Annotated in this window: 5 protein-coding genes; 3 read left to right on the forward strand and 2 right to left on the reverse strand. The window is 62.6% G+C overall.

Going from position 1 to position 15275, the window contains the following annotated elements:
• Nucleotides 1–14: 14 nt before the first annotated feature.
• Nucleotides 15–974 (reverse strand): nucleoside-specific channel-forming protein Tsx, encoded by a 960-nt coding sequence (locus ACOI8A_RS18605; protein ID WP_420650192.1) that lies wholly within the window; start codon nucleotides 972–974, stop codon nucleotides 15–17.
• A gap of 430 nt (nucleotides 975–1404) precedes the next feature.
• Between ACOI8A_RS18605 and ACOI8A_RS18610 the strand changes: the two genes are divergently transcribed.
• The 3 genes from ACOI8A_RS18610 to mnmH all read left to right on the forward strand — a co-directional run bounded on the left by ACOI8A_RS18610 (nucleotide 1405) and on the right by mnmH (nucleotide 14216).
• Complete coding sequence (locus tag ACOI8A_RS18610) at nucleotides 1405–11928, forward strand: autotransporter-associated beta strand repeat-containing protein (RefSeq protein WP_420657791.1); 10524 nt, start codon at nucleotides 1405–1407, stop codon at nucleotides 11926–11928.
• A 150-nt stretch (nucleotides 11929–12078) separates the two neighbouring features.
• Nucleotides 12079–13113 carry a selenide, water dikinase SelD gene (selD, locus tag ACOI8A_RS18615; protein ID WP_420650190.1) on the forward strand — a complete coding sequence of 345 codons (1035 nt, stop codon included), beginning with the start codon at nucleotides 12079–12081 and terminating at the stop codon, nucleotides 13111–13113.
• Nucleotides 13113–14216 (forward strand): tRNA 2-selenouridine(34) synthase MnmH, encoded by a 1104-nt coding sequence (mnmH, locus tag ACOI8A_RS18620; protein ID WP_420650189.1) that lies wholly within the window; start codon nucleotides 13113–13115, stop codon nucleotides 14214–14216. The genes selD and mnmH overlap by 1 nt, the downstream gene beginning before the upstream one ends.
• A gap of 133 nt (nucleotides 14217–14349) precedes the next feature.
• On the opposite strand, the gene ACOI8A_RS18625 is transcribed toward mnmH, so the two are convergent.
• Nucleotides 14350–15024, reverse strand: a complete 675-nt coding sequence (locus ACOI8A_RS18625; RefSeq protein WP_420650188.1) for a histidine phosphatase family protein — start codon at nucleotides 15022–15024, stop codon at nucleotides 14350–14352.
• Between the last annotated feature and the right edge of the window lie 251 nt (nucleotides 15025–15275).

The raw sequence follows: 15275 nt of genomic DNA on the forward strand, positions 1-15275 counted from the left end.
GTTACGGCTATTGCTCAGAACTGATAGCCGACCCCCGCGTAATACCCCCAGCCATTCGAGCGCGCGCGGAAGTTGCCTTCGCCGAAGTTCAGCTCGCTGCCGTCCTCCCAGTTGCCGCCGTTGTGGAAATACCGCCCCACCAGCATGAAGCGCAAATGGGTGAACGAGTACAGAAACACGTTGGTCGCCACCGTCGCGTTGGCGGTACGGGCCGGGTTGTCCTTGTGCATGTCCGAGCCAAAGTCGAAGTTGGTGAAGCCGATGTAGGTCAGTGACGCGCCGTTGCTGAAGCTGCTGATCGGCACGATGTATTTGAGCTGGGCGCGGTAGCCGTCCCACGAATATTCATTGCTCGCACCATAGTTTTCCCACTGATAACGCCCGTACAGGTTGGCCGACAGGTTGACCCGCGAGTGGGTGTCGATGTCGGTGCCGAAGCCGCTGTACAACGTGTTGGCGCGGTTCTCTTTGCGGCTGCCGTGGTCGTAGATCCAGTCGAAGGCTACGTACCATTCCTTGAACGGGCCGATGGCCAGACTGCGGCCGGCGAGGTAGTCGATGGAGATCCGCGGTTCGTGTTCCATGAACAGCGGCGAGCCGTGATCCCACACGCCTTTGTCGTGGCTGTTGCCGATGTCGAAGATCTTCGGGATGTCGACGTAGCCGTACAACTCGAACGGCCCCTTGCGCCCGAAGTATTCATATTCGAGGTAGATGTCGTCGGACGGTTGCGGGCCGAAGCTGATGTCCTTGCTGCCGATGATCATCAGGTCCTGATTGAACCAGTCCGACAAATATTCACCTTTTTTCGGCGGACTGGCCTCCGGGCTGAGGGCTTCACCTTGGGCCGACTCATCCTTGGCGGCGGGTTGCGCCAATGCGCTGAGACTGAGAATTCCGGTAACGCCGGCCAGTAGCAAGGAAACAGCAAAAGTGCGCGCGCCCCACGGGCGGCGGCAAGAAGACAGGTGCATTCAAAGTCCTTTTTACGGATCAAGGCCCGACACTGCGGGCCTGTACGGTTTTAGTCGCGAAAGTGGCGGTATTGACGATTAGCAAACGTTTGCACAACTCATACCAAGTCGATCCCGGTGACCTTGTAGGAGCTGCGGCACGCTGCGATCTTTTGATTTTGCTTTTAAAGATCAAGATCAAAAGATCGCAGCGTGCCGCAGCTCCTACAGGGGTCGAGTTCCTCGTGTTTGCGGGCTGAAAGCCTTGGTCCAGAGACCTCTAGCACCAAAGTATTAACACCATCTTTTCCTGCCCCATCGCGGGGCATCTACTAGCGTGTGTCTGGAATGAGACGGTTATCTGATGACCGTCATACGCTTTGTTCGCGTGTCGGATGTGCCTGCTGTCGCACGCCTTCAAGGATGAAATTGGCCACGAAAGGAGTTGCCCGTGGAAGCAAGGTTTGGTGTTGCCCTCGTCTCGCGCTTTTCCCCACTTTCCCTTGCTGTGCACCTGAGCGTCGCCGGACTGTTGTTCGGCGGGATGAGCACTCCGGCGCTGGCCACGTGCTCCACGATCGGCTCGACGGTGACCTGTACCGGCGTGCCGAGCCTGCCGCTGTTTCTGAACAACTTCAACAGCGCCACTAACGGGTTGACGGTCAACGTCAACGCCGGCGCGCAGATGAACGCCACGCTCGGCGGCCGCGTGATGAACCTCACTGGTGTCAACATCACCCTGAACAACTCCGGCACCCTTGACCCGGCGCTGCTGGGTCTGGTCTCGGTGTTGAGCGGCGGGGCGTTCATCGGCACTGGCGCGACGAGTACCGTCAGTGTGCTGAACAACGCCAGTGGCATCATTCGCGGCACCGGCATGTTGCTCGGCCTCAACCTGACCAGCCTCGACGGCCTGGGTATTGCCGTGAACAACGCGGCGGCCGGCACCACCAGCATCATCAACAACGGCACCATCACCTCCACCGGGCTGTCGATCGGTGGGATCACCCTGGCCGATACGCCGGTAGTCGGTGTCTACGGCGGTTCGCAAGTCAACATGACCAACAGCAGCACCGGCGTGATCAATGGCCGGGTCGCCTTCGAAACCTCGGCGGCGGGCAATACCTTTACCAACGCCGGCTCGATCACCGGCAGTGTGTCGATGGGCACGGCGAGCACCAACACTTTTACGGCAGTGACCGGATCCTCGGTCAACGTTGGCGACGGCATACAGGTCAGTGTCGGCCTCGGCGGCCTGATCGGTATCAACCTGACCTTCGCCCCCACCGGAACGATCGATGGCGGTGCCGGTGGCACCAACAGCCTGATTCTGCAAAATACCCTGGGCGTCGGCGGCGGTACGACCGGTGCGGGTACGGCGTCGAGCGCCAGCTACGTCAACTTCAACAATCTCACTCTCAACAGCGGCACCTGGACCTTGCAGGGACCGTTGGTCAGCGGCGCGACCACGCTCAATGGCGGTGTTGCGCTATTCAACAACAACGCCACGTTCGGCAGCGGCGTGCTGACGTCCAATGGCGGGATTTTGCAGGCCAGCAATGCCGGTTTGAACCTCGCCAACCTGATCAGTCTTGGCGCAAGCGGTCTGACAGTGCAGGGCGCCAACGCCACAACCTTCAGTGGCGTGTTGTCGGGCAGCGGCGGCCTGACCAAGACCGGCACCGGCCAGTTGAACCTCAGCGCGGCCAATACCTATACCGGCGATACCACGCTCAATGGCGGTACGGTGCAATTGGGCAACAACCTGGCGCTGAGCACCGGCACGCTCAACTTCACCGGCGCCACCAGTCTGTCGGCACCGGGCACGGTCAATCTGAGCAACGCGATCAGCCTTGGCGGCACGATGACCGCCACCGGCGCCGGTGCACTGACCCTTGGCGGCTTGATCACGGGCAGCAGCGGCATCACCAAGACCGGCAGCGGCAGCCTGACCCTCAGCGGCGTCAATACGGGTTACACCGGCACAACCACCCTGAGCGCCGGCAGCTTGCTGGTGACCAACAACAACTCATTGGGTAGCGGCGCGCTGAATACCGCTGCGGGCACCAGCCTCGACAGCACCGCTAACGTGACGCTCGCCAATAACATCGGGATGACTGGCGCGCTCAATGTGCTCGGCAGCAATGCATTGACCCTCGGCGGGATCCTGTCCGGCACGGGCGGCATCACCAAAAGCGGCACCGCGAGCTTGACCCTGACCGGCAGCAACACCCACTCCGGCACCACCGCGCTCAACGCCGGCAGCCTGCTGGTCGGCAGCAACACCGCGCTTGGTACGGGCGCCTTGAACGCAGCGGCCGGCACCACGCTGGATGCAACGGCGGCAGTCACGCTGGCCAACGCCGTCGCACTGGCGGCTGATCTGACCATCGGCGGCACTCAGGCGCTGGGCTTGAGTGGTGTGATCAGCGGTGCGGGCAACCTGATCAAGAATGGCACCGCGAACCTGTCCCTCAGCGGCAACAACACCTTCTCCGGCGGTACGGCGCTGAATGCCGGGACGCTGATCGTCGGCTCCAACACCGCGCTGGGCACCGGCGCATTGACCACCGCCGCGGGCACAACGCTGGACGCCAGCACCGCAGTTGCGCTGACCAACGCCGTCAGTCTCGGCGGCAACCTGAACATCGGCGGCAGCGCCAACCTGACCCTTGGCGGCATTGTCAGTGGCAGCGGCGGCTTGACCAAAAATGGTGCGGCCAACCTGATTCTCAACGGAGCCAACACGTTCCTCGGGGCGGTCGCATTGAACGCGGGTACCATCACCGCGGGCGCCAACGCTGCGCTGGGCAGTGGCAACATCACCGTTGGCGGCGCCGCGACGCTCGACAGCAGCGCGGCGGTGACGCTGACCAACAACGTCATCCTCGACAATGCGCTGAGCATCGGCGGCAGCAACGGCCTGACCCTCGGCGGTGTGCTTAGCGGCGCCAGCCAGTTGATCAAGAACGGCGCGGCCAACCTGACCCTCAACGGCGCCAACACCTTCAGCGGCGGCACCACGCTGAACGCCGGCAGCCTGACGGTCGGCAACGGCGCGGCACTCGGCACTGGCGCACTCACCGTGGCCGGGGCGGGCACCCTCAACAACAGTTCGGCGCTGACACTGAACAATGCGATCACCCTTAACGCCAACCTCACCGCCGGCGACGCCAACGCGCTGACCCTCGGCGGCGTGATCAGTGGCGGCAACGGCCTGATCAAGACCGGCGCGTCGAGCCTGACGCTCAACGGCAACAACACCTACACCGGCACTACCGCTCTGAACGCCGGTTCGCTGATCGTCGGCTCCAACACCGCGCTGGGCACGGGCGCGCTGAACGCAGCCAACGGCACCACACTGGACGCCAATACCGCCGCAACCCTGGCCAATAACCTCAACCTCGGCGGCACCCTGACCGTCGGCGGAACCAATACGCTGACCCTCGGTGGCGTGGTCGCCGGGATCGGTGGACTGATCAAAAACGGCGCCGCCGACCTGACCCTCAACGGCGCCAACACCTATTTCGGTAACACTGCACTGAATACCGGCAAACTGATCGTCGGCAGCAACACCGCGCTCGGTGCCGGGACGTTGAACGCGGCAGCCAACACCACGCTGGACGCCAATACCGCGGTAAGCCTGAACAACGCAGTAGTCTTGGCTGGTGCACTGAATGTCGGCGGCAGCGCCAATCTGACTCTGACCGGTCTGGTCAGCGGCGCTGGCAGTCTGGTGAAAGACGGTGCGGCGAATCTGATTCTCAACGCAGCGAACAACTACCTCGGCGGCACCACCCTCAACGCCGGCACTCTGACTGTCGGCAACAGTTCGGCGCTGGGCAGTGGGGCGTTGACCGTCGCCGGCGCGGCGACGCTGGACAGCAATTCACCACTGGTTTCGCTGAACAACGGCGTAGCGCTGAATGCCGCGCTGACGGTTGGCGGTACGCAAAACCTGACGCTCGGTGGCGTTACCAGCGGTACTGGCCAGTTGATCAAGAATGGCGCGGCCAACCTGACGCTTAACGGCAACAACACCTTCAGCGGCGGCACCACGCTCAACGGCGGCACCCTGACCCTGGGCAATGCCAGCGGCCTGGGCAGTGGCGCGCTGATCGTCGGCGGCGCGGCGACGCTGGATAACAGCGCTTCGTTCGGCATCGGTAACGCGATCACGCTCAATGCCGGTTTGACCGTTGCAGGCAACAACGACCTGAGCCTCAACGGCATTATCGACGGCGCTGGCAGTCTGACTAAAAACGGTCTGTCAGACCTGACTCTGGCCGGCAACAATACCTTCACTGGCGCGCTGAATATCCTCTCCGGCAGCGTCACCACGCTCAACACCAATGCGCTGGGGAATACCGCCGGCGTCAACATCAGCGCCGGCGCGGGGCTGAATCTGGGCAGCGACGCCAGCCTCGGCGCACTGACCGGCAGCGGCAGTGTGCAACTCACCGGCAGCAACACCCTGACCGTCGGCAGTGGCAACGTCACCAGCACTTTCGACGGTGATCTCAGCGGCAGCGGCGGCCTGGTCAAGGTCGGCACCGGCACCTTGAACCTGACTGGGATCAACGGCATTACCGGCAATACCGCGATCAATGGCGGTACGGTCGATCTCAGTGGTTCGCTGGGCAGCGCGCAGGTCAACGTCAATACCGGCGGTACGCTAACGGGCACCGGTTCGGCACTCGGGGCCATCAACGTCAACAGCGGCGGGCATCTGGCGTTGTCGTCGGGTAACCAACTGTCGGCCGGTGCACTGACGCTCGCGGCTGGCAGTAATGTCGATGTGGCGCTGGGTACACCCTCGACCGCATCGCTGATGAACATCGGTGGCAACGTCACCCTCAACGGTAATCTCAACGTGACTGATGCCGGCGGCTTCGGCGTCGGTGTGTACCGGCTGTTCAACTACACCGGTGCGCTGACCAATCTGGGGCTGGATGTCGCCAGCGTGCCGGTCGGCTATGGCCTTGGCGATTTGATCGTGCAGACCGGTGTGGCGAATCAGATCAACATTCAAGTCTCGGCGCCGAACGTCAACATTCGTTACTGGGACGGCAGCCAGACCATTGCCAACGGCGTCGTCGATGGCGGCAGCGGCACCTGGAATGCGGTCGGCACCAACTGGACCGACGCCAACGGTCTGGTCAATCAGCCATGGGCCGGCGACTTCGCGGTGTTCCAGGGCACGGCGGGCACCGTGACGGTCAACGGCACGCAGCTGTTCACCGGCCAGCAATTTCTCACCGATGGCTACAACCTGGTCAACGGTACGGCGGGACAACTTACCGCCGTCAATGGCACTGGCGGGACTACGGCGCTGCGGGTTGATCCGGGCGTGACTGCGACCATCGGCGTCAATATCGATGGCGGCGGAATTCTCAATAAACTCGACACTGGCACCCTGGTGCTCAGTGGCGCCAATACCTACAGCGGCGGCACGCAACTGGACGGCGGCAAGATTATCGTCGGCAGCAACACCGCGCTCGGTAGCGGCACCCTTATCGCCAACGCCGGCACGCAACTCGACAGCAACGCAGCGGTGACCCTCGCTAACGCAGCAACACTCAACGGCAACCTGACCGTGGTCGGCAGCAATGCGCTGACCCTCAACGGAGTGATCGGCGGCACGGGTGGCTTGATCAAAACCGGCGCAGCCAACCTGACCCTCGGCGGCAATAACGCCTTCCTCGGGCCGGTGGCGCTGAACGCGGGCGGGTTGATTCTGGCGTCGAACTCGGCGCTCGGTTCCGGCACTCTGAACGCGGCGGGCGGCACCACGCTCGATGCGAACACCGCAGTGGCGGTGAACAACGCGGTCAACCTGGCCGGCAATCTGGGCATCGGCGGCACGGCGAATCTGACGCTTGCCGGCACGATCAATGGCGCCGGCAGCCTGAGCAAAAACGGCGCAGCCAACCTGACCCTGAGCGGCAACAACAACTTCCTCGGCGGCACGACGCTGAATGCCGGCACCCTGACCGTCGGCAGCAACTCGGCACTGGGTCTGGGCAACCTCACCGTGGCCGGCGCTTCATCGCTGGACAGCAACAGTGCGCTGAGCCTGGGCAATAACGTGGTGCTCAACGCCAACCTGAGCAACACCGGCAGCAGCGACCTGACCCTCGCCGGTGTCGTCAGTGGGGCGGGCGGGTTGATCAAGAACGGCGCGTCGAACCTGACGCTCAATGGAGTCAACACCTTCACCGGCGGCACCACGCTGAATGCCGGTAAGGTGACCCTCGGCAGCGGCGCCGCTCTGGGCTCCGGCGCAGTCACCGTGGCCGGTGCCTCGACCCTAGACAACAGCTCGCCGCTGGTGCTCGCCAACAACCTCAACGTCAATGCCAATCTGACACTGGCCGGCAACAACAACCTGACCCTCGGCGGCGTGATTGCCGGGGCAGGGACCTTGACTAAAAACGGTCTGGCCGACCTGACGTTGAGCGGCAACAACACCTTCGGCGGCACCTTCGATGTGTTGTCCGGCAGCCTTACCACCCTGAGCGGTACAGCGCTGGGCAACAACGCCACCGTCAGCCTCGCCAGCGGTGCGGCGCTCAACCTCGGCGCATCCGGCAGCCTCGCCAGCCTGACCGGCAGCGGCACCGCGCTGATCGGTACCGGCAATACGCTGAGCCTCGGCGGCGGCAACCTCAGCAGCACCTTCGCCGGTATTCTCAGCGGTGATGGCGGGTTGACCAAACTCGGCACCGGGATCCTGTCCCTGAGTGGCATCAGCGACTTGACCGGCGACACCAACGTCAACGCCGGCACCTTGCAGGTCAACGGTTCGCTGGCCAGCGCCAACGTGCTGGTCAACAGTGGCGGCACCCTCGGCGGCAGCGGCACTCTGACCAGCGCTGTGACCGTGGCTGATGGCGGTCGTCTGGCGGGTGCCACTGGCAGCACTTTGTCGGTGGGCTCGCTGGTGTTCAACGGCAACTCGAATTTCGACGTCGGCCTCGGCGCACCGGTCTCGGGTGGTGGCAACGCACTGGTCAACGTCGGCGGCAACCTGACCCTCGATGGCACTCTGAACGTCAGCGATATCGGTGGCTTCGGCAGCGGCGTATATCGCCTGCTCAACTACACCGGCGGCCTGACCGACAACGGCATGCTGATCGGCACGCTGCCGGGCAGCGTCACCCCGGGCGATCTGACCCTGCAAACCGCACTCGCCAACCAGATCAATCTGTTGGTCACGGCTCCAGGCGTCACCGTGCAATTCTGGGACGGCAACCAACTCGTCGCCAACGGCTCGGTGGAGGGCGGTAGCGGCACCTGGGGCACGGGTACCACCAACTGGACCGACGTCAACGGCACGACCAATCAGGCCTGGACCAACAACTTTGCTGTGTTCCAGGGCACGGCGGGCACGGTCACCGTCAACGGCGCGCAAAGCATCACCGGCATGCAGTTCGTTACCGATGGCTATAGCTTGCAGAACGGCACCGCGGGGTCGCTGAATCTGGTCAATGGTTCGATGGGCAACGCCTCGGTGCGGGTCGATCCGAACGCCACCGCGACCATTGGCGTCGCGCTCAACGGCGCCGGTACTCTGGGCAAATATGACACCAGCACTTTGGTGCTGAACGCCGCCAACGGCTACAGCGGCGGCACCGCGCTGAATGGCGGCAAGATCGTGGTCGGCAACAATGCGGCGCTTGGCACTGGCGTATTGACCGCCGCCGATGGCACTGCGCTGGACGGCAACGCCGCCGTCAGCCTGGCCAACGCTGTGGTTCTCAATGGTGGCTTGAACGTCACCGGTTCCAACGCTTTGACCCTTGGCGGTGTGGTCAGCGGCACTGGCAGCCTGATCAAGACCGGCGCGGCCAATCTGACCCTCAATGGCAGCAACACTTACAGCGGCGCTACCCAGTTCAGCGGCGGCACGCTGACCCTGGGCAACAACAGCGCCATCAGCAGCGGTGCGCTCAGTGTGCTGGGCAACGGCACCCTCGACAGCGCCTCGACCTTGCAACTGTCCAACGCGATCAATCTGGGTGCGCAACTGACCCTCGCCGGTAACCAGAACACCACCCTGATTGGCGCGATCACCGGCAGCGGCAGCCTGTTGAAAAACGGCAGTGGCGATCTCGTACTCAGCGGCGCCAACACCTACAGCGGCGGCACCACGTTGAACGGCGGCAGCACCCAAGGCGATACCAGCAGCCTGCAAGGCGCAATCGTCAACAACGCGGCGCTGACCTTCGCGCAAAACAGCGACGGCAGCTACACCGGCAACCTCACCGGCGCCGGCACGTTGAATAAAACCGGCACTGGCGCGTTACTGCTGACCGGCAATAACAGCTTCACCGGCAACACCGATGTGCAGGCCGGTACGCTCAACGTCAACGGAGTGCTCAATAGTGCCAGCGTGAATGTGGCGAGCGGTGCCAAACTCGGCGGTAGCGGCCAACTCGGCGGCGCGTTGCAACTGGCTAACGGCGCGACCCTGCTCGGCGGCGGTGCTGCGACACCGCTGTCGGTCGGTGCACTGGCGTTGTCCTCGGGAACCAGTCTGGACTTCAGCCTCGGCTCGGCCACCAGTTCGACCACGGTGATGAATGTGGCAGGCAATCTGACCCTCGACGGTACGCTGAACATCACGAATGCCGGTGGCTTCGGCACTGGGGTCTATCAACTGTTCAGCTACGGCGGTGGCCTGACCGACAACGGTCTGGTCTACGGCAGCCTGCCAGTTGCGGCGGCCAATCTGACGCTGCAAACCGCGATTGCCAATCAGGTCAACCTGCTGGTGCAAAACACACCGGGCGAAGTGCAGTTCTGGAACGGTGGCAAAACCAATCCGGACGGCAGCATCGGTGGCGGCAGCGGCGTGTGGGGGCCGGGTACTAACTGGACGGATCCGACCGGCACTCAGGCGCTAGGCTCCAATGGTCAATTCGCCGTGTTCGGCGGGCAGGGCGGTACGGTCAGTGTGGTTGGCAACCAAAGCTTCACCGGCCTGCAATTTCTCGCCAGCGGCTACAGCCTGACGCCGGGTGCGGGCGGCACGCTAACTCCGGTAAACGGTCCCGACGGCAGTCTGGCGCCCGTGCGGGTGAATGCCGGTGGCACTGCGGAAATTTCCGTTCCGCTGGTGGGCACGGGCGGGATTGAAAAACTCGATTCCGGTACCTTGGTCTTGAGTGGTGCTAATACTTACAGCGGCGGAACCACCGTCAGCGGCGGTACGCTGGTCGGTAATACCACCAGTCTGCAAGGCAATATTCTGAACAATGCTTCGCTGTTGTTCGTGCAGAACTTCAATGGTCAATTCAACGGGTCGCTGCGCGGACTGGGTGCGATGCTCAAACGCGGTTCCGGCACCTTGCTGTTGACCGGTGATAATCCGTTCAGCGGCACCGTCGCAGTCGATCAAGGCGTGCTGCAAGTCGGCAGCCGCTCGGCAAGGGCATCGCTCGGTGGGCAAGTGACTGTCGCCAACGGCGCCGTGTTGAGCGGTAATGGCAGTGTCGGTTCGGTGGTCAACAACGGGGTGGTGCAATCCGGAGCGGAGGCCGGCACCCTGAGTGTCGCGGGCAACCTGACCAACGCATCCGGCGGTGTACTGGCGCTGACCGTCAGCTCGCCAACCGCTACACCATTGGCAGTCGGCGGCACGGCAACCCTGGGCGGCGGTCTGCAAGTCAACAGCCTCGCGCCATTCACCGGCAACACCGTCTACTCGCTGATCACTGCCGGCGGCGGTGTGGTCGGAACGTTCAGCGCGGCGGATCTGCCGCAGTACGCGTTCCTCGACTCGGCGCTGGTGTATGACGCCAACGCAGTGAACCTGGTGGTCAGTCGCAACGGCAACTCCTTCGTCGACGTCGCCGCCACTGGCAACCAGCGCAGCACCGCTTCGGCGTTGATGCGTAATGGCCCGGCCGGTGCAGCGTTGCAGAATGAAATCATCAACCTGAGCGTGACCGGTGCACGCAATGCCTTCGACAGCCTGTCCGGGGAGATTCATGCGAGTACTGCCAGTGCGATGCTTGAGGATTCGCGCTACGTGCGTGAAGCCGTGAATGACCGGATGCGCCAGCCGTCGTGCAGCGCGCCGGATGATCCACGGCGCGCCTTGGCGCCAAGCGACAATCAGCTGAGCAGCAACGGCTGCCACGGCGAAATGGTCGGCTGGGCGCGCGCACTCGGTGCATGGGGCGAGTCGGACGGCGACAGCAACAGCGCCAAACTCGATCACAACCTCAGCGGCTTCATGCTCGGCACCGACAAGCAACTCGACGACCAATGGCGCGTGGGCATGGCCGCTGGTTACACCCGCAGCGACCTCGATGCCCACGAGCGTCGTTCGGATGCCACGGTCGAAAGCTACCACTTGGCGGCGTACCTCAACTCGCAGTTCGATGCACTGGCGGTGCGCCTCGGCGCGGCTTACAGCTGGCACGACATCGAGACCAAACGCGACGTCAGCGTCGGCGCCTACAACGATCGTCTGGAGGCCAATTACGATGCGCGTAGTGCCCAGGTGTTCGGCGAAGTCGGCTACACCGTCGAAGCCGCCGGCATCGCGCTGGAACCGTTCGCCGGTCTCGCCTACGTCAACTACGACAGCGACAAAGCCAAGGAGAAGGGCGGCGTAGGGCGCCTGAAAGCCGAAGCCGATCAGGACATCACCTTCTCCACCCTCGGGGTGCGCGCCGGCAAAGTCATCACCCTGGCCAACGGCGGGCAATTCACCCCGCGCGCGTCGCTCGGCTGGCGGCATGCGTTCGGCGACACTAAACCCGACGCCGACCTGAGCTTCATCGACGGCGGCGCCGCGTTCAGCACCCAAGGTGTGCCAATCGCCAAGGACAGCGCAGTGGTCGAGGCGGGCGTGGACTTCCAGGTCAGCCCCACCGGCAAACTCGGCATCGGCTATTCGGGGCAACTGTCGAACGAAAGCAATGACCATGCGATGACTGTCAGCTTTAGCCTCGGCTTCTGATAACAGGAGCGGAGAACAGGAACGGAATACAGGAGCGAAGGACCTTGACCGCCCGTAAGGGCGGTTTTTTTTTGATCAGAATTCCTCGAAACATTTCTTCCCAAGGCCTCTGCTAAAATCCGCCGCATTCCCCTCCAGAGACTGCCCCCCATGAGCGAACCGATTCGTCTGACCCAGTACAGCCACGGCGCCGGTTGCGGTTGCAAGATTTCGCCGCAGGTGCTGGAGGTGATTCTGGCCGGCAGCGGGGCGCAGAATCTTGATCCGAAACTGTGGGTGGGCAATGCCTCGCGTGATGATGCGGCGGTGTATGAGATCGATGCCGAACGCGGGGTGGTGTCGACCACCGACTTTTTCATGCCGATTGTCGATGACCCGTTCGACTTCGGCCGGATCGCTGCGACCAATGCGATCAGCGATATCTACGCCATGGGCGGTGATCCGTTGATGGCGATTGCCATACTCGGTTGGCCAGTGAATGTGCTGGCGCCGGAAGTGGCGCGCGAAGTGATTCGCGGCGGGCGCGCGGTGTGTGATGAAGCGGGAATTACCTTGGCCGGCGGGCACTCGATCGATGCGCCGGAGCCGATTTTCGGCCTGGCCGTGACCGGACTGGTGGAAAAGCGCCACATGAAACGCAACGACACCGCCACCGCCGGTTGCCTGCTGTACCTGACCAAGCCGCTGGGCATCGGCATCCTCACCACCGCGGAGAAGAAGGGCAAGTTGCGTCCGTCCGACGTCGGCGTAGCCCGCGACTGGATGTGTACGCTGAACAAACCCGGCAGCCGCTTCGGCAAGCTTGCCGGTGTCACGGCGATGACCGATGTCACCGGTTTCGGCTTGCTCGGGCATCTGGTGGAAATGGCCGATGGCAGCAAGCTCACCGCGCGCATTACTTATGAGAGCGTGCCGCGTCTGGCCAGCATCGAGTACTACCTCGATCAGGGCTGCGTGCCGGGCGGCACTTTGCGCAACTTCGACAGTTATTCGAGCAAGGTCGGACGCGTGCAAGAGTTGCACAAACGCGTGCTGTGCGACCCGCAGACCAGCGGCGGACTGCTGATTGCCGTGACTCCCGAGGGCGACGCCGAATTCCTCGCCGTAGCGGCCGAACTCGGCCTGAAACTTGAGCCAGTCGGCGAACTGGTTGAGCGACAGAGCAATGCGGTCGAGGTGATTTGATGTCCGTCGACTGCACCGATTACCGCGACATTTTCCTCAACGACCGGCCGTTGATGGACGCACGTGCGCCGATCGAGTTTCACAAAGGCGCGTTCCCCGGCGTGGTCAATCTGCCGCTGATGAACGACAGCGAACGCCAGCGTATCGGCACCTGCTACAAACAGCACGGCCAGCAAGCGGCCATCGAGTTGGGCCATCAACTGGTGTCCGGCGCAGTCAAGGCCGAGCGCATTCAGGCTTGGGCAGATTTTGCCCGCAGCCATCCCGATGGTTTGTTGTATTGCTTTCGCGGTGGTCTGCGCTCGCAGATCACCCAGCAATGGCTGCGCGACGAGGCCGGCATTGACTACCCGCGCGTCGGCGGTGGCTACAAAGCCATGCGTACTTTCCTGATCGACACCCTGCAAGACGCGGTGGCTCAGTGTGATTTCGTGTTGCTCGGTGGGATGACCGGCACCGGCAAAACCGAGGCGCTGGTGCAATTGCGCAACGCTGTGGATCTGGAAGGACATGCCAATCACCGAGGCTCCAGTTTCGGCAAACGCGCCACGGGTCAGCCGTCGAACATCGACTTCGAAAACCGTCTGGCGATCGACTTCCTGAAGAAACGTGCCAGCGGCATCGAGCAGTTTGTGCTGGAAGACGAGAGCCGGGTGGTCGGCAGTTGTGCGTTGCCGTTGCCGCTGTATCAGGGCATGCAGCAATACCCGATGGTTTGGCTGGAAGACAGTTTTGCGGATCGGGTAGAGCGGATCCTGCGCGATTACGTGGTCGATCTGGCTGCCGAGTTCAGCGCGGTGCATGGCGAAGAAGGCTTTGTGCTGTTCTCGGAACGGCTGTTGGCGAGCCTGAACAATGTGCAGAAACGCCTGGGCGGCGAGCGCCATCGGCGGTTGTTGATTCTGATGGAAGATGCGCTGGCGGAGCAGGGGCGTAGCGGGGCGGTGGATCTGCATCGCGGCTGGATCGAGGGGTTGCTGCGCGAGTATTACGATCCGATGTATGCGTTTCAGCGGGAGAAGAAAGGCGGGCGGATTGAGTTTGCGGGGGCGCGGGGGGCGGTTATTGAATATTTGCGCGAGCGGGCGAGTCAGAGAGATTGATGGTGGTTTTAATGGCCTCATCGCTGGCAAGTCGAATCGTCGCACCGCAGCTCCCACAGTGGATTACAGTGTGTCGACAATCCCTGTGGGAGCTGACTTGCCAGCGATGGGGCCATAACAGGCAATACAAAGATCAGGTCGGGCAAGTTGTCTGGCCGTTATCCAGTCCCTGCTTGTAGCTGTGACTCTGCAAACTGGCCTTGCCGTTGTGCCAGGTCAATGTCAGTACATACAGCGAATCGTAGTCGCCCGACTCCCAATCCTCGGTGATCTTCTGCTTGCCGCCCACCGCGTTGCCCGCGACCTTGTTGATCAGTTCCGGCAGATAGCCGTGCGACCAGGCCGTGTAGATGGTTGCGTTGTGGTACTTGTCGTCGGTCAATTCACGAGCGAGGTCGCTGGTGTCGTTGGCGGAAAACTCGATATTCACCGGCAGCCCGAGTTTGATCGCGGCGGGGCTGATGGTCATCAGGGGGCGAATATAGCTGTAGGAATTGTCCAGCTCGCCTTCCTCGACATTGCGCGTTGGATTGGCGGCGAACACATAGTCGGCCTTGCCGAATTTTTCCGGCAATAGCGTCGACAGATCGATCGCACGGTTCAGACCCTGGCAGTTGAGCTGGCCCAGACCACCTTCGGGTTTCTCCGCATGACGCAGGAATACCAGGGTTTGCGTGCCGTCAGCCGTTTGCGCGCGGCTTTCGCTGGACTCGAGCGACAAACACAGCGCACTGGCCACCAACAGGGAGGGCAGGGCCACGTAGGCGCGATGTTTGAAGCGTTTGGCGACTTTCATCAAGTTCGTCATTGAATAGAAGTTCTTCAGCAGTTTCGGTTAAGGCTGACAAACCTTGACACCACGGGCTCCCAGCACCGGGTGTGTTCCTTGTCGTGAAGCGCATCCTTTGAGTGCCCTGCGGCCCATTTGGTTCGATCCGGGTCGTGCGCGGCACTCTAGCGGCATCCGGGGGATGGCTTTAGCGCAGGTTAGCGACAGGATGTTACGGTTCGTGTAGGCGCTACCGCAGGCTGCGATCTTTTAAGCAGCCGCGAGCCGTC

The organism is Pseudomonas sp. P4795 (genome assembly GCF_048822895.1).
Taxonomy (GTDB): Bacteria; Pseudomonadota; Gammaproteobacteria; order Pseudomonadales; family Pseudomonadaceae; genus Aquipseudomonas.